Here is a 20,859-nt window from a genome sequence, read left to right on the forward strand (position 1 = left end):
CGCTGCGAGAAGGACTGTACAGGAGGTGGAGCCTCCTGGTCGAACTCACCCTGCGTGCGGATGCCGTTACGGTACGGCCGCGTCGATCGCCTTCACGATCCGCTTGTCCGACACGGGGTACGCCGTGCCGAGCGCGTGGGCGAAATAGCTGACCCGCAGCTCCTCGATCATCCAGCGGATGTCCAGCACCTGCCGCGGCACCGGCCGCCCCTGCGGCAACTGCTCCAGCAGCCACGCGTACTCGTCCCGCATCTCATGGACCTTCGCCATGCGCGTGCTGTCCCGCTGCACGTTCGAAGGCATCTGCTGCAGGCGCCGGTCCGCGGCCACCAGGTAGCGCATCAGGTCCGGCAGCCGCCGCAGCCCCGCCTCCGTCACGAAACCGGGCCGTACGAGCCCGTCAAGCTGCCCCCGTACGTCCTGGAGGTTGGGCAGCAGCGCGGGGCTCCGCACGCCCTTCAGACGGCGCTCACAGGCCTGCCACGCCGCCAGCACCTGCTGCACCTGGCCCACCGCGCGGACCGTCGTGTCGACGATCTCCGCGCGGACCTTGTCGTACAGCTTCCGGAACGACTCCTCGTCCCACACCGGCCCGCCGAAGTCGGCGATCAGCCGGTCCGCCGCCGCCATCGCGCAGTCGTCGAACAGCGCCTGCACCGAACCGTGCGGATTCGCGGACAGCGCCAGCTTCTGCGCGTTCGTCAGCTTCTCGGACGCGAACTTCGCGGGGTTCACCGGGATCGACAGCAGGATCAGCCGGCGCGTGCCCTTCCACATCGCCTCCGCCTGCTCGGCCTCCGTGTCGAACAGCCGCACCGACACCGTGTCACCGTCGTCGACCAGCGCCGGATACGCCTTCACCGGCTGACCGGCCCGGCGCGTCTCGAACACGCGGGTCAGCGAGCCGATCGTCCAGTCCGTCAGCCCCTTGCGCTCCAGCGACTCGCCGCCCTGGCGCTGCGCCGTGGCGGCGGCCGCCTGCGACAGCGCCTTGCGGGCCTTCGGCCGCAACTGGAGCTTGAGCGCCTCCAGGTCCTTGTCCTCGGCGACCTTGCGGCGCCGCTCGTCGACGATCCGGAACGTCACCTTCAAATGGTCCGGAACCCGGGACCAGTCGAAGTCCTCCGCCTCGAACGGCACCCCGACCATCCGCTTCAGCTCACGGGCCATCGTCACCGTGAGCGGCTCCTGCAACGGCACCGCCCGCTCCAGGAACGCCTTCGCGTAGTTCGGCGCCGGCACGTAGTTCCGCCGGATCGGCTTGGGAAGCGACCGGATCAGCTCCGTGACGACCTCCTCGCGCAACCCCGGGATCTGCCAGTCGAAGCCCTCGTCCGTCACCTGGTTCAGCACCTGGAGCGGAACATGGACCGTCACACCGTCCGCGTCCGCACCCGGCTCGAACTGGTACGTCACCCGGAACTTCAGCGGACCCTGCCGCCACGAGTCCGGGTAGTCGGCCTTGGTGACCGCCTCCGCCGACTCACGGATCAGCATCTCTCGCTCGAAGTCGAGGAAGTCCGGCTGCTCGTGCCGCTTGTGCTTCCACCACGAGTCGAAGTGCGCCCCCGACACCACGTGTTCGGGGATCCGCTGCTCGTAGAAGTCGAACAGGGTCTCGTCGTCGACCAGGATGTCCCGGCGCCGCGCCCGGTGCTCCAGCTCCTCGACCTCGGTCAGCAGCTTCCGGTTGTCGGCGTAGAACTTGTGGTGCGTCCGCCAGTCGCCCTCGACCAGCGCGTTCCGGATGAACAGCTCGCGGGAGACCTCCGGGTCGATCCGGCCGTAGTTCACCTTCCTCTGCGCCACGATCGGTACGCCGTACAGCGTGACCTTCTCGTACGCCATCACGGCCGCCTGGTCCTTCTCCCAGTGCGGCTCGCTGTACGTGCGCTTGAGCAGGTGCTCCGCGAGCGGCTCCACCCACTCCGGTTCGATCTTCGCGTTGACCCGCGCCCACAGTCGGGACGTCTCCACCAGCTCGGCCGACATCACGAACCGCGGCGGCTTCTTGAAGAGCGCCGAGCCCGGGAAGATCGCGAACTTGGCGTTCCGCGCGCCCAGGTACTCGTTGCGCCCGCCGTCCTTGCGGCCGGCGCCCGGACCGGAGTCCTTGGACTCCTTCACGTCCTTCATGCCGATGTGCGACAGCAGACCGGCCAGCAGGGAGACGTGGACACGGTCGTCGGGGGCGTCCTCGTCGTTGAGGTGGATGCCCATCTGCTTGGCGACCGTGCGCAACTGCGTGTAGATGTCCTGCCACTCGCGGATCCGCAGGAAGTTCAGGTACTCCTGCTTGCACATCCGGCGGAACGACGACGACCCGCGCTCCTTCTGCTGCTCGCGGACGTACCGCCACAGGTTCAGATACGCGAGGAAGTCGCTGGACTCGTCCCGGAACCGGGCGTGCTGCTGATCGGCCTGCGTCTGCTTGTCGGCGGGCCGCTCCCGCGGATCCTGGATGGACAGCGCGGCGGCGATGACCATCACCTCACGGACACAGCCGTTCTTGTCCGCCTCCAGCACCATGCGCGCGAGCCGCGGGTCCACCGGAAGCTGTGCCAGCTTCCGCCCCGTCTGCGTCAGCCGCTTGCGCGGGTCCTTCTGCGCCGCGTCGAGCGCGCCCAGCTCCTGGAGCAGCTGCACGCCGTCACGGATGTTGCGGTGGTCCGGCGGGTCGATGAACGGGAACTTCTCGATCTCGCCCAGGCCGGCCGCCGTCATCTGCAGGATGACCGAGGCGAGGTTGGTGCGCAGGATCTCCGCGTCCGTGAACTCCGGACGGGCCAGGAAGTCGTCCTCGCTGTACAGCCGGATGCAGATGCCGTCCGACGTACGGCCGCAGCGGCCCTTGCGCTGGTTGGCGCTGGCCTGCGAGACCGGCTCGATCGGCAGCCGCTGCACCTTGGTGCGGTGGCTGTAGCGGGAGATGCGGGCGAACCCGGGATCGATGACGTACTTGATGCCCGGCACGGTCAGGGACGTCTCGGCCACGTTCGTCGCCAGCACGATCCGGCGGCCGCTGTGCTGCTGGAACACCCGGTGCTGCTCGGCGTGCGACAGCCGCGCGTACAGCGGCAGCACCTCGGTCGACCGGTACCGCTTCTTCGTCAGCGCGTCCGCCGTGTCCCGGATCTCCCGCTCACCGGAGAGGAACACCAGGACATCGCCGGGCCCCTCCGCCATCAGCTCCTCGACGGCGTCCGTGATCGCGGTGATCTGATCGCGGTCGGCGTCGTCGGAGTCCTCCTCCAGCAGCGGCCGGTACCGCACCTCCACCGGATACGTACGCCCGCTGACCTCGATGATCGGCGCGTCCCCGAAATGCCGGGAGAAACGCTCCGGGTCGATGGTCGCGGACGTGATGACGACCTTGAGGTCCGGCCGCTTCGGCAGGAGCTGTGCGAGATAGCCGAGCAGGAAGTCGATGTTGAGCGACCGCTCGTGCGCCTCGTCGATGATGATCGTGTCGTAGGCGCGCAGCTCGCGGTCGGTCTGGATCTCCGCGAGCAGGATGCCGTCCGTCATCAGCTTGATGAAGGTGGCGTCCGGATTCACCTGGTCGGTGAAGCGGACCTTCCAGCCGACGGCCTCGCCCAGCGGCGTGTCCAGCTCCTCCGCCACCCGCTCCGCGACCGTACGCGCGGCGATACGGCGGGGCTGCGTGTGCCCGATCATGCCCCGGACGCCCCGGCCCAGCTCCACGCAGATCTTCGGGATCTGCGTGGTCTTGCCGGACCCGGTCTCACCCGCGACGATCACCACCTGGTGATCACGGATCGCCTCGGCGATCGCGTCCTTCTTCTGGCTGACGGGGAGCTGCTCGGGATACGTGACCGCGGGCACCCGGGCGCGCCGCCCGGCCATCCGCTCCTCGGACCCGGCGACATCCGCCTCGATCTCGGCGAGCACGGCGGCGCGGGCCTCCGGCTTACGGATCTTGCGTGCGCCTTCGAGCCTGCGCCCGAGCCGGTGCGCGTCGCGCAGCGACAGCTCGGTGAGGCGGGAGGCGAGGGAGCCGAGAGCGGGGGCAGAGTGCGTAGACATACGGACTCCAGGATCTCATCCCGCGAAAATTCGCGGCCAATGATTTTGCCGGGGCACATGTGCGGGGCACACAACAAGGCCCCGATCGATGATCGGGGCCTTTGCTGTGGCTGGGGCCGGGGTCGAACCGGCGACCTATCGCTTTTCAGGCGATCGCTCGTACCAACTGAGCTACCCAGCCGAGGTGTTTCACGTGAAACACCAGCGGTCCTGACGGGATTTGAACCCGCGGCCTCCACCTTGACAGGGTGGCGAGCACTCCAAACTGCTCCACAGGACCAAGCGTGTCGTACGACAGTGTCGCACAGGGTGGTGCGTGCCCCCAACGGGATTCGAACCCGTGCTACCGCCTTGAAAGGGCGGCGTCCTAGGCCGCTAGACGATGAGGGCTATCGGCCCGCCTGGGCGCTTCTCAGCGCGTCGGGGACGTGAGAAGCATACGTGCTGTCGGCAGCGTTCGCCAAAACGGTTTACGGCGAGGGCGTCGAGGGGGTGGCCGAGGGGGTCCCGGAGGAGCCGGAGGAAGGGGACGGCGAGGTGGTCGCGCCCGGCTGGTTCTCCTTCGGGAGGTGGCGGCTGACCTCCGCCGTGGTCAGGCCGAGGCCGCCCAGTTCGATGGAGTCCCAGGCCTGGAGGCGGCGGGTGTCGCGGTCGAAGTAGAGGATCGACGTCTCGATCGGGTCCGGGTACTTCCCCTCGATCGCGCGCAGGCCGCTGCCGCCGGTGGAGCCCTCGACACGCAGCCGGGTGCCGTACTGCATGACCTCCGTCTCCTCGCGGTGGATGTGCCCGGCCAGCACCAGCGGCACGGTGCCGTCGACCTCGCGCGCCGCCGACGGCTCATGGGCGACCGCCACGTCCACCGGGGTGCCGGCGGTCCGCTGGTCGCGCAGGGCGGAGGCGAGCCGGGCACCCGCCAGCTCCTGGGACTGCTCCGCCCCGGTCTTCTTCGAGCGGTCGGGGGTGAACTGCGGATCGCCGATGCCGGCGAAGCGCAGCCCGGCGACCGTCTTCGCCTTGCCGTCGTCGAGGACGTGGACGTTCTTCAGGCCTTCGAGGTAGCGCTGGGTGACGAGCGAGTCGTGGTTGCCGCGGACCCAGACGTAGGGGGCGCCCAGGTCCTCGATGGGGTCCAGGAAGCCGTTCTCGGCGGCGGTGCCGTGGTCCATCGTGTCGCCCGAGTCGACGATCACGTCCACCTGGTACTGCTCCACCAGCGAGGCGATGATCTTCCAGCTCGCCGGGTTGAGGTGGATGTCGGAGACGTGCAGCACGCGGAGGGTGGTCGGGTCCGGCTGGTAGGCGGGGAGGGTGGAGGTGGCGTCGTAGAGCTTGGTCACGTTGGTGACCAGGCGCGCCAGCTCCTTCTGGTAGACGTCGAACTCCGTGACGATGCTGCGCGCGTCGCCGACCAGGGACGGGGCGGAGGAGAGCAGGCCGGAGAACTTCGGCTCCAGCACGGAGTCGGGGTTCCAGGTGGCGTACGCCGTGCCGCCGGACGCGGCCAGCAGGCCGAGGGCGAGGCCGCCGGCGGCGAGGGCGCGGCGGGGGCGGCGGTAGACGGCGAGGCCGAGGGCGGTGGCGCCGGTGACCACGGCGACGCAGGAGCGTACGGCGAGGTCGGCGGTGCCGTGGACGATGTCCTCGGTCACCTCGTCCTGGAGGCCGGAGAGGCGCTCCGGGTGGTCGACGAGGGCCTGGGAGCGTTCGGGGTCGAACTGGTCGACGTTGACGTCCAGGCGGACGGGGGCGATATGGCTGTCGAGCTGGAGGGCGCCCAGCGGGGAAATGTTGATCTTCGTGCCGCCGGTGACGGAGGGGCGCAGGGTCATGGTGGTGTTCATGGGACCCACGGGGACCCGGACGTTGCCGACGATCAGCAGGCCGAGCCAGGCACCGAGGACGACCACGGCGACGAGGCCGGCCGCGCGCATCCAGGGCCGCGGCTGCGGGGCGAGGGTGAGCGTCGCGGTGGTGGGCCGGAGGGGGCGCCGGCGGCGGGTGAGGGCCCGCGGGACCCGTGGAAGGCGATGGAGGGCGTTCAGGACGGCGGAGGGGACGCGGGCCATTGGTCCCGTATGCCCAAGTCGGTGGCCGGATATGCGGGTGCCGTACGCAACTCGTACGGACGGCTCGTACCCGACAATGGCTTCGTGCTGGAGATGACGCGCGAGATGTTCGAGGAGCTGGTCGCCGAGGCGCTGGACCGGATCCCGCCGGAGCTGACGCGACTGATGGACAACGTCGCGGTGTTCGTGGAGGACGAACCGCCGGCGGACGATCCGGAGCTGCTCGGGCTGTACGAGGGGACTCCGCTGACGGAGCGGGGCGAGTGGTACGCGGGGGTGCTGCCGGACCGGATCACCGTCTACCGGGGGCCGACGCTGCGGATGTGCGAGTCCCGGGAGGACGTCGTCGCCGAGACGGAGATCACGGTGGTGCACGAGATCGCCCACCACTTCGGCATCGACGACGCCCGGCTGCACGCGCTCGGCTACGGATAGGCCGTACACGAGGATGTGCGCGTGTCTTCTTGCGGGTGGTGGGAGTTGGGGTTGTTGACCCTGTACTCCAACCGGAGGTGGCCCCGTGCGCCGCTTGTACGTACCCGTCCGCCTGGCCGCCACGGTCGTGGCCGTCGCCGCTGCCGCCGGCTGCATGAGTGTGGGTGAGGACGGTGCGGGCGGGAGCGGCGGGCCGTCGCACTCCGCGGGGAGGCCGGGCGGTGAGGCGCCGGACGGGGGTGCCACGGTGTCGGGCGGCGGTGCCGGGTACGGCGCCGCGTCGGCCGACGGGGCGCGCGGGGACGGCAAGAGCGAGAAGCGCAAGGGGCAGGGGAAGAAGGACAAGGCCGGGAAGGCGGCGTCCGCCGAGGCCACGCCGTCCGCCGGGGTGAGCCGGTCCGCGCCGGCCGACGACGGGCCGGACGGACCCGCGGAGCCGACCCCGGACGACGGGCCCGTCCCCCCGGAGCCCTCGCGCACGCCCGACCCGCAGCCCACGCCGACACCGCCCGAGCCGTCGGTCACACCGGAGCCGACACAGGCGGAGCCGTCCTCGTCGGCGCACCAGCCGCCCGAGACACAGTTGGCGCAGCGGGAGCCGGCGCCGGAAGCGGGGGCGCCGGTCTAAGCCCTCCTCTCCAGCACTTCCCCGCCCGCCGGACCCCGCGCTCACCTGCCGATTTGCTATTGGGGGTGCCGGGTGCGTATGGTGGCAGATCGTTTGATCCTATTTGCCCGGCGCCACTGCAGAGCGCGCCGTGTGGCGCGTACTCTCCCTTGCCGTGGTGGACCGCATCGAGGCGGTCGTAATTGCGAATCGCGAATCACGGAGTTGACGGGCGCGTGCCGAAGAGACTCCGGAAGGTTTCGCATTCGTATGCCCATCGCCAGTACTGATCACGTCGTCGTGCCCGAGAACACCGAGGACACCGACATCACCCCCGCCCCCGAGGCGGCCCCCGAGACCACCTTCGCCGACCTCGGCCTGCCCGAGGGCGTCGTGCGCAAGCTCGCGCAGAACGGCGTGACCACCCCCTTCCCGATCCAGGCCGCGACCATCCCGGACGCCCTGGCCCGCAAGGACATCCTCGGCCGTGGCCGCACCGGCTCCGGCAAGACCCTCTCCTTCGGCCTGCCGACCCTGGCCACGCTGGCCGGCGGCCGCACCGAGAAGCACAAGCCGCGCGCCGTCATCCTGACGCCGACGCGCGAACTGGCCATGCAGGTCGCCGACGCGCTCCAGCCGTACGGCGACGTCGTCGGCCTGAAGATGAAGGTCGTCTGCGGCGGCACCTCGATGGGCAACCAGATCTACGCCCTCGAGCGCGGCGTCGACATCCTCGTCGCCACCCCCGGCCGCCTGCGCGACATCATCAACCGCGGCGCCTGCTCCCTGGAGAACGTGCAGATCGCGGTCCTCGACGAGGCCGACCAGATGTCCGACCTGGGCTTCCTGCCCGAGGTCACCGAGCTGCTCGACCAGGTCCCGGCCGGCGGCCAGCGGATGCTGTTCTCCGCCACCATGGAGAACGAGATCAAGACCCTCGTCGACCGGTACCTGAACGACCCGGTCAGCCACGAGGTCGACGCGGCGCAGGGCGCGGTGACGACCATGTCGCACCACATCCTCGTCGTGAAGCCCAAGGACAAGGCGCCGGTCACCGCGGCCATCGCCTCCCGCAAGGGCCGCACCATCATCTTCGTCCGCACCCAGCTCGGCGCCGACCGCGTCGCCGAGCAGCTCCGCGACGCGGGCGTGAAGGCGGACGCGCTGCACGGCGGCATGACCCAGGGCGCACGCACGCGCACCCTGGCCGACTTCAAGGACGGCTACGTCAACGTCCTGGTCGCCACCGACGTCGCCGCGCGCGGCATCCACGTCGACGGCATCGACCTGGTCCTCAACGTGGACCCGGCCGGCGACCACAAGGACTACCTGCACCGCGCGGGCCGCACGGCGCGCGCCGGCCGCACCGGCACCGTCGTCTCCCTGTCCCTGCCGCACCAGCGCCGCCAGATCTTCCGGCTGATGGAGGACGCGGGCGTCGACGCCACGCGCCACATCATCCAGGGCGGCGCCGCCTTCGACCCCGAGGTCGCCGAGATCACCGGCGCCCGGTCCATGACCGAGGTGCAGGCCGAGTCCGCGGGCAACGCGGCGCAGCAGGCCGAGCGCGAGGTCGCCCAGCTCACCAAGGAGCTGGAGCGCGCCCAGCGCCGCGCCTCCGAGCTGCGCGACGAGGCCGACCGCCTGCTGGCCCGGGTCGCGCGCGAGCGGGGCGAGGACGTCGAGACGGTGGTCGCCGAGGCGGCCGAGGCCGAGGTCTCGCTGCCGGAGCAGCCGACCGCGCGGGACGTCGAGCGGACCGAGCGCGTGGAGCGTACGGAGGCTTCGGCACCGTACGAGCGGCGCGAGCGCCGGGACGACCGCCGTGACGACCGTGGCGGCTTCCGTCGTGACGACCGTCGTGACGACCGTGGTGGGCGTTCCTTCGAGCGTCGTGACGACCGCGGCGGTTTCAACCGCGACCGTGGTGACCGCCGTGACGACCGCGGCGGCTTCCGCCGCGACGACCGCCGTGACGACCGTGGCGGCTTCCGTCGTGACGACCGTCGTGACGACCGTGGTGGGCGTTCCTTCGAGCGTCGTGACGACCGGGGTGGCTTCAACCGCGACCGTGGTGACCGCCGTGACGACCGTGGCGGCTTCCGTCGTGACGACCGTCGTGACGACCGTGGTGGGCGTTCCTTCGAGCGTCGTGACGACCGCGGCGGTTTCAACCGCGACCGTGACCGTGGCGAGCGTGGCGGCTTCCGCCGCGACGACCGTGGCGGCCACCGCGGCAGCGACCGTCCGTTCAACCGCGACCGCCAGGGCGACCGCCCCGGTTCCCACTCCGGCTCCCACGACCGCCCGTACGGCCGTCGTGACGACCACCGCGGCGGCGGCTCCTTCGGCCGCCGCGACGACAAGCCGCGCTGGAAGCGCAACGGCTGACGCAGGCTCACCGAGCCGACCGGAAGGGCCCGCACGACACCCGTCGTGCGGGCCCTCCCGCGTTCCGCGCGGGACACGTCCGGACCCGCCTCCGCGATACCCGATCGGAGTCCCGGCCATGTCCGGCTATGCTCGGGGAGGCAACATCGCCAGGGGCCCTTAGCTCAATTGGCAGAGCAGTGGACTTTTAATCCATTGGTTGTGGGTTCGAGTCCCACAGGGCCTACTTCTCGCAGGAGCGGCACATCGCCTCTGACCTGCTGCGCGGCGCTCGGACCGGCTTCGGCCGGCTCGGGCGCCGTGTCATTTCGCGGGGCGCTCGTCCCGGTTCGGGTCGAGGAGCTGCACGGCGATCCCGGTGAGGACCAGGCCCGCCGCGATGAGGAGGCCGTCGGGGACGACGATGCCCGCGGCGAGCATGGTCACCCCGACGGCCAGCGCGCACCAGGCGCTCGTGCGCCGGTACTCGCGGGGGCGGGCCGGACGGCCCTCGGAGAGTGAGCGGACGAAACGGGGGTCCTCGTGTTCGAGACGGGCCGCGAGGTCGACCAGGCGCTCGTCGTCGGACTGGGGCACGGCTCCTCCTTCCCAGGGAGCGGCCGCCCGGTGACACCACCGGCGGCCATCGCTCCGTGACGCCGGGGGGCGTAAGAGGGTGAACCGTCGGCCTGCCGCGAACTCGGCCCGGTACAAGGGAGTTTGCCCTTGTGCCGACGTCGTCACCCGTCCGGTACGGCAGACTCCAGCGTCGCCCACCGCCACCGCCCGCGGCCATCCGTCACGGGCCCCATCCGCCCTGGGTGCCACCGCCTACGCGGGCCGCCCCGCCGGCCGTGGTCCCGGGGAAAGATGGGGGCTGTCACCGATGGCGCGGGAGCCCGCCCGGCGCACACGCTAAGAGGGACGGCCCGCGCCGCGCCCCCGGTCCGCGGGCCGTCGGCTCCCCCGCACCGGGAGCCCACGGCGAGCGGCCGACGGCGAGGAGGTGGTACGGGGTGCCCCTGTTCTGGCGGATCTTCCTGCTGAACGCCGTCGTGCTCATCATGGCCACGGCCCTGCTGCTGGGACCCGTCACGGTGTCCACGCCGGTCCTGCTCACCGAGGCCGCGGTCCTCACGGTGGGGCTGGCCGCCATGCTCGTCGCCAACGCGCTGCTGCTCCGCGTGGGTCTCGCCCCGCTGCAGCGCCTGACCCGCGCGATGACGACGACGGACCTGCTCCGCCCGGGACACCGCCCGGCGGTCGGCGGGCGGGGCGAGATCGCCGAGCTGATCGCCACGTTCAACACCATGCTGGACCGGCTGGAGGACGAGCGCGCCACGAGCAGCGCCCGCGTCCTGTCCGCGCAGGAGTCCGAGCGCCGGCGCGTAGCCCGCGAGCTGCACGACGAGGTCGGCCAGTCCCTCACCGCCGTACTGCTCCAGCTCAAGCGCGCCGCCGACCACGCCCCGCCCGGCCTGGGCGAGGAGCTGCGCCAGGTGCAGGAGACCACCCGGGCCGGCCTGGAGGAGATCCGGCGCATCGCCCGCCGGCTGCGTCCCGGCGTGCTGGACGAGCTGGGGCTGGCCAGCGCGCTCAAGGCCCTCGCCACCGAGTTCGGCGGGCCCGGTCTGAGCGTCCGGCACCGCCTCGACGGGGACCTGCCCGAGCTGGACCGGGAGTCGGAACTGGTCATCTACCGGATCGCCCAGGAAGGCCTCACCAACACCGCCCGCCACGCCCGGGCCCGCCGCGCCGAGATCGCCCTGCGCCGCGCGCCCGGCGGCGTGGAACTCCGCGTCCGTGACGACGGCCGCGGCATCGGCGTCGCCCCGGAGGGCGCCGGCATCCGCGGGATGCGGGAGCGCGCCCTGCTCGTCGGCGCCCGGCTGACCGTGGACCGCGCCGCCGACGGCGGCACCGAGGTACGCCTGGCCGTTCCCGTCCCCGCCCGCTTCCCCGCGCACGCCCTCGTCCCCGCACGGGAAGCCGCGCCCGTCCCCGTACGGGAGTCGGCGCCCGTTCCCGTACGAAAGTCCGCGCCCGCGCACGCCCCGCCGCCCCCGTGACCGACGCCCCTCGACCGGAAACGCTGGAACATGACCGACCCGGCCCCCACCCGCATCCTGCTCGCCGACGACCACGCGCTGGTCCGCCGGGGGGTTCGCCTCATCCTCGACGGCGAACCGGATCTGACCGTCGTCGCCGAGGCCGCCGACGGTGCCGAAGCCCTCGAACAGGCCCGTGAGCACCGCCCCGACCTGGCCGTCCTGGACATCGCGATGCCCCGCCGGACCGGCCTCCAGGCGGCCCGCGAGCTCTCCCGCACCCTGCCGGGGACCCGCATCCTCATCCTCACCATGTACGACAACGAGCAGTTCTTCTTCGAGGCCCTCGCCGCCGGAGCCTCGGGCTACGTCCTGAAGTCCGTCGCCGACCGCGACCTCGTCGAGGCCTGCCGCGCCACCGTGCGCGGCGAGCCGTTCCTCTACCCCGGCGCCGTCAACGCCCTCATCCACAATTACCTCGACCTCGCGCGGGAGGGCCGCACCCTGCCGGCCAAGGCGATCACCGACCGCGAGGAGGAGATCCTGAAGCTGGTCGCCGAGGGCCACACCTCGCAGCAGATCGCCGGTCTCCTCGTCATCAGCCCCAAGACCGTGGAGCGGCACCGCGCCAACCTGCTGGCCAAGCTCGGCCTGAGGGACCGCCTGGAACTCACCCGGTACGCCATCCGCGTGGGGCTGATCGAGCCCTGACCGGCAGACTGGACCCCCACACCTGCCCCACCCGGAGTACGCCGATGCCGCACCCGTACGTCCTGCTGTCCGCCGCCGTCTCCCTCGACGGCTACCTGGACGACACCGGCCCCGAGCGGCTGCTGCTGTCCGGCCCGGCCGACTTCGACCGGGTCGACGAGGTACGGGCGTCCGTGGACGCCATCCTGGTCGGCGCCGGCACGATCCGCGCCGACAACCCCCGGCTGCTGGTCAACTCGCCCGGGCGGCGCGCCGCCCGCCTCGCCGAGGGCCGGGCCGAGTACCCGCTCAAGGTCACCGTCAGCGGCTCCGGCGACCTGGACCCGGCGGCCCGGTTCTGGCACACCGGCGGCGAGAAGGTCCTCTACACGACCGACAAGGGCGCCGAGCGCGCCCACGCCCTCGGTCTCGCCGCCGACGTCGTCCCGCTCGGCGCCGAGCTCGACTGGCGGCGGCTGCTGGAACACCTGCACGCCGAGCGCGGAGTGCGGCGGCTCATGGTCGAGGGCGGCGGCACGGTCCACACGCAGCTCCTCACCGAGGGGCTGGCCGACGAGCTCCAGCTCGTCCTCGCCCCGCTGTTCGTCGGCGATCCCAAGGCCCCTCGCCTCTTCGGCCCCGGCTCCTACCAGGGCGGCCGACTGCGGATGGTCGAGACCCGCCCCGTCGGCGACGTCGTCCTGACGCGCTACGAGCCCACCGCCCCCGGCACCGGCCCGCTGCCCTCCGCCGCCGACCACCACTGGCTGGCCCTCGCCTGCGAGCTGGCCGCCGAGTGCCCGCCCTCCCAGACGGCGTTCAGCGTGGGCGCGGTCGTGGTGGCCGCCGACGGCACGGAGCTGGCGCGCGGCCACTCCCGGGAGGGAACCGACCCGGTGGTGCACGCGGAGGAGGCCGCGCTCGCCAAGGTCGACCCCACGGACCCCCGGCTCGTCACCGCCACCGTGTACTCCAGCCTGGAGCCCTGCGCCCGCCGCGCGTCCCGGCCCGCGCCCTGTGCCCGGCTGGTCCTGGACGCGGGGGTGCGGCGGGTGGTCACGGCCTGGCGCGAGCCGGACACGTTCGTGGCGGGCGCCGACGGCAGCGGCGTGCTGGCGGGCGGGGGCGCCACCGTCGTCGTCCTGCCGGAGCACGAGGACCGCGCCAAGGCACCCAACGGCCACCTGCTCGGCCGCTGAGACCGGGCCGCCGGTAATGGGTGTGCGCCATGTCCCGCTGATGGCGTACACTGGTCTCAACGACGCGGGGTGGAGCAGCTCGGTAGCTCGCTGGGCTCATAACCCAGAGGTCGCAGGTTCAAATCCTGTCCCCGCTACTGAAGGCCGAGGGCCGGAATCCAAAGGGTTCCGGCCCTCGGTGTTTTCTGTTCCTCTTCCGCTCCCACCCGCTCCCCGTTCTCACTCAACGTGAGCGATCCACCCCGCAGCGCATAACGACTGACGCACGGTCAGAAATCACCCGCCACCCGAGACGGCCTGAGGCGCGGTCAACTCGCCCGTTTTTGGCCGCCCATGGCACTTAAGTCCCCCCGGAAATCGTTAATGATCAAGAGGAACAGCTTGGAATCCGGCCCTCGCGTCTATTAACGTTCGATAACGCAGCGCGGTCGTCCCAGCCGTCACAGAAGGCGGCTCCGTGCGCACGCGCCGAATCCCGCAAGGGAACCGGGGAACCACCACCATGGGGTGAATCGCGTGGATACCGCCGTGGCGACACGGCTCGTATACGCGCGTAGGAGACCTTCCCGCTCCGAACCCGTCAGCTAACCCGGTAGGCGAAGACGGAAGGAAAGGAGCGCGCCCACGTGGCGTCCAACCCGCCTGCCCCCGAGGCCCCGTTCAAGCCGGGCGACACCGTCGCCTACGGCGCCGGCCGCACCGACGAGGGCCCCTTCGAGGAGTGGAACCCCACCGCGGAGTCCCTTCGCCCCGTACGTGGCCGGCATCGCGTCTCCAAGCAGCGCGGCGGAGGACTCGCCCGCAGCTCCACCGTCCTGGGCGTCGGCGTCATCGCGGCCGTCGGCGCCGGCGGCATGGCCAGCGCCCAGACCGGCAAGCCGCCGGTCTCGATCTCCATGCCCGACCTCCCCAACGTGGGTTCCCTCATCTCCGACGAGGAAACCCCCAAGGGATCGTCCACCCCCCTCAGCACCCTCGGCATGACCGCCGCCGACACCGAGCAGGGCACCTCCGGCGCCGGTGAGGCGCTGCGCACCCGGATCATGGCCCAGGTCGAGCAGCAGCAGAGCCAGGCCGAGACCAAGGCCGCCGCCGAGGCCGTCGCCGCCGCCGAGAAGCAGGCCGCCGAGGCCGCCGCCAAGGCGGAGAAGGAAGCCAAGGCCAAGGCCGAGGCCGCCAAGAAGAAGGCGGAGGAGGAGGCCAAGAAGAAGGCCGAGGCCGAGCGCCTCGCCGAGCTGGCCAAGCAGTACGCGCTGCCGACCTCCTCGTACACCATCTCCTCGACCTTCGGTCAGGCCGGTGCCTACTGGTCCTCCGGCCACCACACCGGCCTCGACTTCGCCGCCCCCACGGGCACGCTGATCAAGGCGGTCCACACCGGCACGATCACCTCCGCCGGCTATGACGGCTCCTACGGCTACAAGACCGTGCTCACGCTCGACGACGGCACCGAGATCTGGTACGCCCACCAGTCCTCCATCAGCGTCAGCGTCGGCCAGAAGGTCAACACCGGCGACGTGATCGGCCGCGTCGGCTCCACCGGCAACTCCACCGGCGCCCACCTCCACCTGGAGGTCCACTCCGGCGGCTCCGGCTCGGGCATCGACCCGATGGCGTGGCTGCAGAGCAAGGGCCTCACCCCCTGAGCCCTGCCGCTTCCGAACCCCGGCAGTCCCGACGACGACCCCCCGACGTCAGGGCTGCCGGTCAGGTGTTCTCGGGGGCGGTGCGGGGCCGTCAGGACCGGTGGGCGTCCGGGTCGTACGTGGCGTACGGGTACCCGTACGGCGGCTGTCCGTACGGTGGATGCCCGTAGCCGCTGTAGCCGCCGTATGCGCCGTACCCGCCGTACCCCGCCCACGGCGCCGCGGCGACCGGAACCCGGGGCGCGGTCACGCGGGCCGCGTGCTCCAGGGCCGGCCGGGCCGCCGACCGCCGGTGCCACAGCTCCAGCAGCAGCTCGCGTTCCCGCGTGATGAAGTCCGTCCCCGCCCGCCCGATCCGCCCCCGGTGCCGTAGGAACGCCAGCGACGTCGCGTACGCCTCGTACGCGGCGACCGACCGCGCCGCCGCCTTCCCGCCGTGGCGGCGCGCGTACTGCCGGGCGACGCGCCGCGCCCGCATCGAGCCCAGTGCGAACGGCTCCGCCGCGTCGATCCACCCGGCGGCCACGTACGCGGGCAGCTCCGCCCGCACGGTCCGCAGCTCCCGCTGTCGCGTCCACACCGCCAGCCAGGTCAGCAGCCCGAACACCGGCACCATGAACGCCGCGTACACCGCGAGGAAGCCGTACTGGCCGAGCGCCGAGGAGCCGTTCCACAGCGCGTGCACGCCCATCGCGAGGAGCAGCCCGCCGAGCGGCAGCAGTACGCGCCGGGCCCGCTGCCGGTCCGCGGACAGTGCGGCGATGCCGAAGCCGATCCCGGTGAGCACGGTGAACAGGGGATGCGCGAACGGCGACATCACGACGCGGACGAAGAAGGTCGCCGCGGTGACCGAGGCGATGCCGCTGTCGCCGGTGAGCTGGTCGGTGCCGAAGGCGGTGCCGAGGTAGAGGATGTTCTCGGTGAACGCGAAGCCGGTGGCGGTGACCCCGGCTATCACCACGCCGTCGAGGATCCCGGTGAAGTCGCGTCTGCGGAACAGGAACACCAGCAGGACGGCCGCGGCCTTCGCGGACTCCTCCACCACCGGCGCTATGACGGTCGAGCCGAGGGTGTCGGCGCCGGTCGGGTCGGCGGTCGCCGTCGCTATCCACCGGGTGGCGAAGCTGTTCGCGACGATCGCCATCAGCGCCGCCGCGCAGGCACCCCAGGCGAAGGAGAACAGCAGGTTCCGCCAGGGCCCTGGCTCGACCCGGTCCAGCCACCGGAAGGCGGCGACGAGAAGCGGCACGGGCAGGACGGCGAGGCCGAGCCCGACCAGGAACCCCTGCGTCCCGGTCTGCTCGCGCACCAGCGCGAGGATGACCAGCCCGGACAGGGCGAGCAGCGTGATCAGCGCGCCGTACCGCACCCAGGGCCGCTGCCACCAGTGCGCGTGCCGCGGCGCTCCGCCGGGAGGCGTCGGGTACGGGGGACTGGTGGCCACGGGATCGACCCTAACGAGGAGGGGCGGTATCAGGCTCGGTCTGCTGCCTGCTCGTCCCGCGGTACGTGGCGGAAGAGCACGTCGTTCACGACATGACCCTTCTCCAGTCCCTGCCCCTCGAAACGGGTGAGCGGCCGGAAGGCGGGACGCGGCGCGAAACCGCCGTCCGGCCGCGTGTTCTCGAAGCCGGGGTGCGCGGTGAGCACCTCCAGCATCTGCTCCGCGTACGGCTCCCAGTCGGTGGCGCAGTGCAGCACCGCCCCCGGCGCGAGGCGGGTCGCGGCGAGGGTGAGGAACTCCGGCTGGATCAGCCGCCGCTTGTGGTGCCGCTTCTTCGGCCAGGGGTCGGGGAAGTAGACGCGCAGCCCGCCGAGGGAGCCGGGAGCGAGCATCTCGCGCAGCAGGATGATCGCGTCACCGTTGCCGACCCGTACGTTGGTCAGCCCGAGCCGGTCGGCGAGGTTGAGCAGATTGCCCTGGCCGGGGGTGTGGACGTCCACGGCGAGGATGTTGGTGGCCGGGTCGGCGGCGGCCATCCGCGCGGTCGCCTCGCCCATGCCGAAGCCGATCTCCAGGACGACGGGGTTGTCGTTGCCGAAGAACTCCGCGAGGTCGAGCCGCCGGCTGCCGTCGATGTCGAAGCCCCAGGCGGGCCACAGCCGCTGCAGGGCGTCCGCCTGCCCGGCGGTCACCCGGCTGCGCCGCGGCTGGAAACTCCGGATCCGCCGCTCGAAGTGCGACCCGGCGGGATCGGCCTTCGGCCCGTCGGGAAACCGGGGCTCCCCCTTGGCCCGGGTATGCCGGACGGACACCCCGGGCGTGTGCGGCGAGTCCTGGCCGGGGGCGGGACGAAGGGCTTCGGAAGCGTTAACGGTGTCAGACACAGTGCCTCCGATTTTACGGGGCCCGTGCACCGAGCCCCGGAACGGAATCCGGGAGGCCCCTGCGGGGGCGGTGGAGCCGAGGGGTGCCCGGGGTTCCGGCCGGTGCGGTCCTTTTGGACCGGGGGCCGGCTGTCGTGGTCCAGGGAGGTCTCCGCGGGGGCGGTGAGGCCGAGAGGGCGCCCGGGGATTCTGGCCGGCGCGGGCCTTTCCGGGGGCGGGGGCCGTTCCGCCGGGGTCGGTTGTGGTGGTGCGATGTGTGTCAGGTCGCGGTTCGTGGTGGTGCGCCCGTCGGTGTCCCGTCCCCCCCGGTCAGGACGGCGTGGACCCGTCCCCGGTCGCCGCCGTGGCCCCGTGTGCGGGAGCGGCGACGCGGGGTTCAGCGCCCCGCTGTCTCCAGTGCCGCCCGTGCCCGTCGGGCGACCTCGCGGCCGATCGGCAGGGATGCCGTCGCCGCCGGGGAGGGGGCGTTCAGTACGTGGACCGTGCGGGCGGTCTCCTGGATCAGGAAGTCGTCGGCCAGGGTGCCGTCCCGCAGGACCGCCTGGGCCCGTACTCCGGCAGCCGCCGGTACCAGGTCGTCCTCCCGCACCGCGGGCAGCAGCCGGCGCACGGCCCGGGTGAAGGCATGCCTGGAGAGCGAGCGGTGCAGTTCGCCGGTGCCGTACCGCCAGTGGCGGCGGGCAAGCTGCCAGGAGCCCGGCCAGGCCAGGGTCGCTCCCAGCTCGCGCGGACGCACCGTGCGCCAGTCGTAGCCCTCGCGGGCCAGTGCCGGTACCGCGTTGGGGCCGACGTGGACGCCGCCGTCGATGCCCCGGGTGAGGTGGACGCCGAGGAAGGGGAACGCCGGGTCGGGCACCGGGTAGACCAGGCCGCGCACCAGCTCCGGCCGGGCCAGCTCGTAGTACTCGCCGCGGAACGGCACGATCCGGGCGCCGGGCTCGTCGCCGGTGCGGCGGGCGATCTCGTCGCAGTGCAGACCGGCGCAGTTCACCAGCACCCGGCCGCGTACGACGTCACCGCCGGCCGTCAGGACGGCGACTCCCCGGTCGGGGCGGCGGTCGACGCGTATCACCCGTGCCCCGTAGCGGATCTCCGCGCCCGCCGCCTGGGACGCCTCCGCGAGCCGGCGGGCCACCGCGGTGAAGTCGCAGATGCCGGTGGTGCCGACGTGGATGGCCGCCAGGCCGTCGACCTCCGGCTCGTACTCCGCGATCTGCGCGCCGCACAGCTCGCGGACCGCGATGCCGTTCTCCCGGCCGCGCTGGACCAGGGCGTGCAGCCGGGGCAGCTCCTCGCGGGTCGTGGCGACGATCAGCTTGCCCGTCACGGCGTGCGGTATGCCGTACTCCGCGCAGAACTTGACCATCTCCGCGGCGCCCGACACCGCGTACCGCGCCTTCAGCGAGCCGGGGCGGTAGTAGACGCCGCTGTGGATGACACCGCTGTTGCGGCCCGTCTGGTGCCGGGCGGGTCCTGGCTCCTTCTCCAGCACCGCGACCCGCGTGCCCGGCGCCGCGCGCGTGAGCGCGTACGCCGTCGACAGGCCGACGATCCCGCCGCCGATCACCAGTACGTCGCAGTCGTACGACCGCCCCGTCACCACCCGCACCACCTCCCGCGTCCGATAGTGCACTGCGCCACTGACAACGCCTTCAAACCCGAAAGGCGGGTTCTCGGCGCGGATCGGGTCAGGCGGTCGTCATCAGCAGCGGGCGGGCGCGCTCACGCAGTTCGACCACGCGGGGTTCGTCGCCGTAGGGCTCCAGGCGGTGCAGGAGGTCCCTGACGTACTCGGTGGTGCGGACGGACGAGATGCGGCCCGCGACCTCCACCGCGCGGACGCCCTGCTCGCAGGCCGCGTCCAGGTTGCCCGACTCCAGTTCGGCGACCGCCGAGACGACCAGCCGCAGTCCGTGCGAGCGCACGAACTCCTCCGTCGGACTGGACAGCGCCTGCTCGGTGAAGCGGCGGACCTGGCGGGGCGCCTTCAGGTCGCGGTAGCACTCGGCGGCGTCGGCGGCGAAACGGTCGTAGGAGTAGAAGCCGAGCCAGGTCGGGTCGCTGTCGCCGGGGCGGGAGCGTTCCAGCCAGCTCTCCGCCGACTTCAGGGCGGCACCGGCCGCCTGGGCGTCCCCCGCGCGTGCGTGCGCGCGTGCCTCGACGAGGCGGAAGAAGCTCAGGGTGCGGGCGGTGGCCAGGCCCCGGTTGCGCTCCAGCGCGGCCTGGGCGAGGTCCACGCCCTCGTCACCGAAGCCCCGGTAGGTCGCCTGAAGCGACATCGAGGCGAGTACGTAACCGCCCAGCGGGACGTCGGCCGCCGCGCGGGCCAGGCGCAGGGCCTGGATGTAGTAGCGCTGGGCGGCCTCCTGCTGGCCCGTGTCGAAGGCCATCCAGCCGGCCAGGCGGGTGAGTTCGGCCGCCGCGCCGAAGAGGGAGCGGCCGACGTCGTCGGAGTAGGAGCCGAGCAGCAGCGGGGCCGCCTCGACCCTCAGGCATTCGGGGACCATCGACGAACGCCAGTCCCCTCCGCCGTACTTGGAGTCCCAGCGCCGGGCGTCCTCGGCGGCCTCCCGCAGTTTCCGCACATCGCTGTGGCCGACTTTGGACGGTGCGCCGGAGCCGTCGGCGGGGTTCGCCTCACGCGCCACCGAGCTGTCGGCCGGGGTTATCAGCCAGCGCGACGCGGGCGTCGCGTACGCGCTCACCGCGAACGATCCGGCGAGCGACTGCCAGATGCCGCCGGAGCCGGCTCTGCGGCCCGCCAGGTCCAGCCGGTACAGCTCCGTGGCGGAGCGCACCGCCTGTCCGACGTCACGGGGGAAGGCGAGGCCCACCTCGGGTGCGGGGTCCGCGTCCGCCAGGCCGATCTCGTGGAGCGGCACCGGGCGGCCCAGCTTCTGGCCGATGGCGGCGGCGATCAGGTGCGGAGCGGCGCCCTGCGGCACCATGCCCTTCGACACCCAGCGCGCCACCGACGTCTTGTCGTAGCGAAGTGTCAGTCCTCGCTGGGCGCCAAGGTCGTTGACGCGTCGCGCGAGGCCTGCGTTGGAGATTCCCGCGAGGGCGAGAACGGCGCCGAGCTTTTCGTTCGGCCCGCGTTGCTCCCTGGACATGCGCCACCCCTCGACACAGACGGCTGCCGCGCTGGCATAACCACGCGGCATTCGTAAACCCAGCGTAGTTCGCCGCATCCCAAGCGTTAAGGGGCATTCTTCCGGATGGCGGGATTGTGGTCCGTACTGAAGTACGGGTCCGATACGCGCAGTTGCGGCGCGCTCCCGGTGTGTGGCCGTGCGCCCGTGTGTGCGCTCTTCTCCGGCCATCGAGGGAGCGGTTCCATGGTCGGTGCGTGGGTCGGCCCGCTGTACTGGATCCAGTGGGCTGGGGGACACCGCCGCCTTCATCCCCGCGGGCGGCGGA

General features: G+C 72.1%; 14 protein-coding genes, 5 tRNA genes and 1 riboswitch. Of the genes, 9 read left to right on the top strand and 10 right to left on the bottom strand.

Annotated elements, in window-relative coordinates; genetic code table 11:
- Window positions 1-66 precede the first annotated feature (66 nt).
- From hrpA to AMK33_RS15990, 5 genes are all read right to left on the bottom strand, one after another.
- Window positions 67-4,047: an ATP-dependent RNA helicase HrpA gene (gene hrpA / locus AMK33_RS15970; RefSeq protein WP_073933452.1), complete on the bottom strand. Its 3,981-nt coding sequence runs from the start codon at window positions 4,045-4,047 to the stop codon at window positions 67-69.
- Window positions 4,048-4,154: 107 nt separating this feature from the next.
- A tRNA-Phe gene (locus tag AMK33_RS15975) sits at window positions 4,155-4,228 on the bottom strand.
- A 24-nt stretch (window positions 4,229-4,252) separates the two neighbouring features.
- Window positions 4,253-4,327, bottom strand: a tRNA-Asp gene (locus AMK33_RS15980).
- 37 nt (window positions 4,328-4,364) lie between these two features.
- Window positions 4,365-4,437: transfer RNA gene (locus AMK33_RS15985), tRNA-Glu, on the bottom strand.
- 80 nt (window positions 4,438-4,517) lie between these two features.
- Window positions 4,518-6,116, bottom strand: a complete 1,599-nt coding sequence (locus AMK33_RS15990; protein WP_073933453.1) for a metallophosphoesterase family protein — start codon at window positions 6,114-6,116, stop codon at window positions 4,518-4,520.
- Between the two features lie 84 nt (window positions 6,117-6,200).
- Here AMK33_RS15990 and AMK33_RS15995 point away from each other — a divergent pair, with 84 nt between their 5' ends.
- From AMK33_RS15995 to AMK33_RS16010, 4 genes are all read left to right on the top strand, one after another.
- Window positions 6,201-6,551 carry a metallopeptidase family protein gene (locus AMK33_RS15995; protein ID WP_073933509.1) on the top strand — a complete coding sequence of 117 codons (351 nt, stop codon included), beginning with the start codon at window positions 6,201-6,203 and terminating at the stop codon, window positions 6,549-6,551.
- Between the two features lie 85 nt (window positions 6,552-6,636).
- Window positions 6,637-7,179 (top strand): hypothetical protein, encoded by a 543-nt coding sequence (locus AMK33_RS16000; protein ID WP_073933454.1) that lies wholly within the window; start codon window positions 6,637-6,639, stop codon window positions 7,177-7,179.
- A 249-nt stretch (window positions 7,180-7,428) separates the two neighbouring features.
- On the top strand, window positions 7,429-9,549 hold the full coding sequence (locus tag AMK33_RS16005) for a DEAD/DEAH box helicase (RefSeq protein WP_073933455.1): 2,121 nt from the start codon (window positions 7,429-7,431) through the stop codon (window positions 9,547-9,549).
- Between the two features lie 153 nt (window positions 9,550-9,702).
- A tRNA-Lys gene (locus tag AMK33_RS16010) sits at window positions 9,703-9,775 on the top strand.
- A gap of 77 nt (window positions 9,776-9,852) precedes the next feature.
- Here the strand turns inward: AMK33_RS16010 and AMK33_RS16015 are convergent.
- On the bottom strand, window positions 9,853-10,125 hold the full coding sequence (locus tag AMK33_RS16015; protein WP_073933456.1) for a DUF3040 domain-containing protein: 273 nt from the start codon (window positions 10,123-10,125) through the stop codon (window positions 9,853-9,855).
- A gap of 419 nt (window positions 10,126-10,544) precedes the next feature.
- Between AMK33_RS16015 and AMK33_RS16020 the strand changes: the two genes are divergently transcribed.
- From AMK33_RS16020 to AMK33_RS16040, 5 genes are all read left to right on the top strand, one after another.
- On the top strand, window positions 10,545-11,597 hold the full coding sequence (locus AMK33_RS16020; protein ID WP_073933457.1) for a HAMP domain-containing sensor histidine kinase: 1,053 nt from the start codon (window positions 10,545-10,547) through the stop codon (window positions 11,595-11,597).
- A gap of 30 nt (window positions 11,598-11,627) precedes the next feature.
- A complete protein-coding gene (locus AMK33_RS16025; RefSeq protein WP_073933458.1) occupies window positions 11,628-12,287 on the top strand; it encodes a response regulator transcription factor in 660 nt (219 codons plus the stop codon).
- A 44-nt stretch (window positions 12,288-12,331) separates the two neighbouring features.
- Window positions 12,332-13,465: a dihydrofolate reductase family protein gene (locus tag AMK33_RS16030; protein ID WP_073933459.1), complete on the top strand. Its 1,134-nt coding sequence runs from the start codon at window positions 12,332-12,334 to the stop codon at window positions 13,463-13,465.
- A gap of 63 nt (window positions 13,466-13,528) precedes the next feature.
- Window positions 13,529-13,602, top strand: a tRNA-Met gene (locus AMK33_RS16035).
- Window positions 13,603-13,921: 319 nt separating this feature from the next.
- Window positions 13,922-14,079: riboswitch (cyclic di-AMP (ydaO/yuaA leader) on the top strand.
- A 12-nt stretch (window positions 14,080-14,091) separates the two neighbouring features.
- On the top strand, window positions 14,092-15,111 hold the full coding sequence (locus tag AMK33_RS16040; protein ID WP_073933460.1) for a M23 family metallopeptidase: 1,020 nt from the start codon (window positions 14,092-14,094) through the stop codon (window positions 15,109-15,111).
- 91 nt (window positions 15,112-15,202) lie between these two features.
- Here the strand turns inward: AMK33_RS16040 and AMK33_RS16045 are convergent, their stop codons facing one another.
- The 4 genes from AMK33_RS16045 to AMK33_RS16060 form a co-directional block, all read right to left on the bottom strand.
- On the bottom strand, window positions 15,203-16,555 hold the full coding sequence (locus AMK33_RS16045; protein ID WP_073933461.1) for a PrsW family intramembrane metalloprotease: 1,353 nt from the start codon (window positions 16,553-16,555) through the stop codon (window positions 15,203-15,205).
- Between the two features lie 29 nt (window positions 16,556-16,584).
- Window positions 16,585-17,439 carry a tRNA (guanosine(46)-N7)-methyltransferase TrmB gene (gene trmB, locus AMK33_RS16050; RefSeq protein WP_073933462.1) on the bottom strand — a complete coding sequence of 285 codons (855 nt, stop codon included), beginning with the start codon at window positions 17,437-17,439 and terminating at the stop codon, window positions 16,585-16,587.
- 376 nt (window positions 17,440-17,815) lie between these two features.
- Window positions 17,816-19,072: an L-2-hydroxyglutarate oxidase gene (gene lhgO, locus AMK33_RS16055; RefSeq protein WP_073933463.1), complete on the bottom strand. Its 1,257-nt coding sequence runs from the start codon at window positions 19,070-19,072 to the stop codon at window positions 17,816-17,818.
- Window positions 19,073-19,127: 55 nt separating this feature from the next.
- Window positions 19,128-20,552 carry an MFS transporter gene (locus tag AMK33_RS16060; RefSeq protein WP_073933464.1) on the bottom strand — a complete coding sequence of 475 codons (1,425 nt, stop codon included), beginning with the start codon at window positions 20,550-20,552 and terminating at the stop codon, window positions 19,128-19,130.
- Window positions 20,553-20,859: the final 307 nt, after the last annotated feature.

The organism is Streptomyces sp. CB02400 (genome assembly GCF_001905725.1).
Taxonomy (GTDB): Bacteria; Actinomycetota; Actinomycetes; order Streptomycetales; family Streptomycetaceae; genus Streptomyces; species Streptomyces atrovirens.

What these genes read in the sequence shown, in the direction of transcription:
- AMK33_RS16060 (WP_073933464.1), bottom strand. Translation starts at nt 20,552, where the DNA reads ATGTCCAGGGAGCAACGCGGGCCGAACGAAAAGCTCGGCGCCGTTCTC.
- AMK33_RS15990 (WP_073933453.1), bottom strand. Translation starts at nt 6,116, where the DNA reads ATGGCCCGCGTCCCCTCCGCCGTCCTGAACGCCCTCCATCGCCTTCCA.
- hrpA (WP_073933452.1), bottom strand. Translation starts at nt 4,047, where the DNA reads ATGTCTACGCACTCTGCCCCCGCTCTCGGCTCCCTCGCCTCCCGCCTC.
- AMK33_RS16030 (WP_073933459.1), top strand. Translation starts at nt 12,332, where the DNA reads ATGCCGCACCCGTACGTCCTGCTGTCCGCCGCCGTCTCCCTCGACGGC.
- AMK33_RS16005 (WP_073933455.1), top strand. Translation starts at nt 7,429, where the DNA reads ATGCCCATCGCCAGTACTGATCACGTCGTCGTGCCCGAGAACACCGAG.
- AMK33_RS16025 (WP_073933458.1), top strand. Translation starts at nt 11,628, where the DNA reads ATGACCGACCCGGCCCCCACCCGCATCCTGCTCGCCGACGACCACGCG.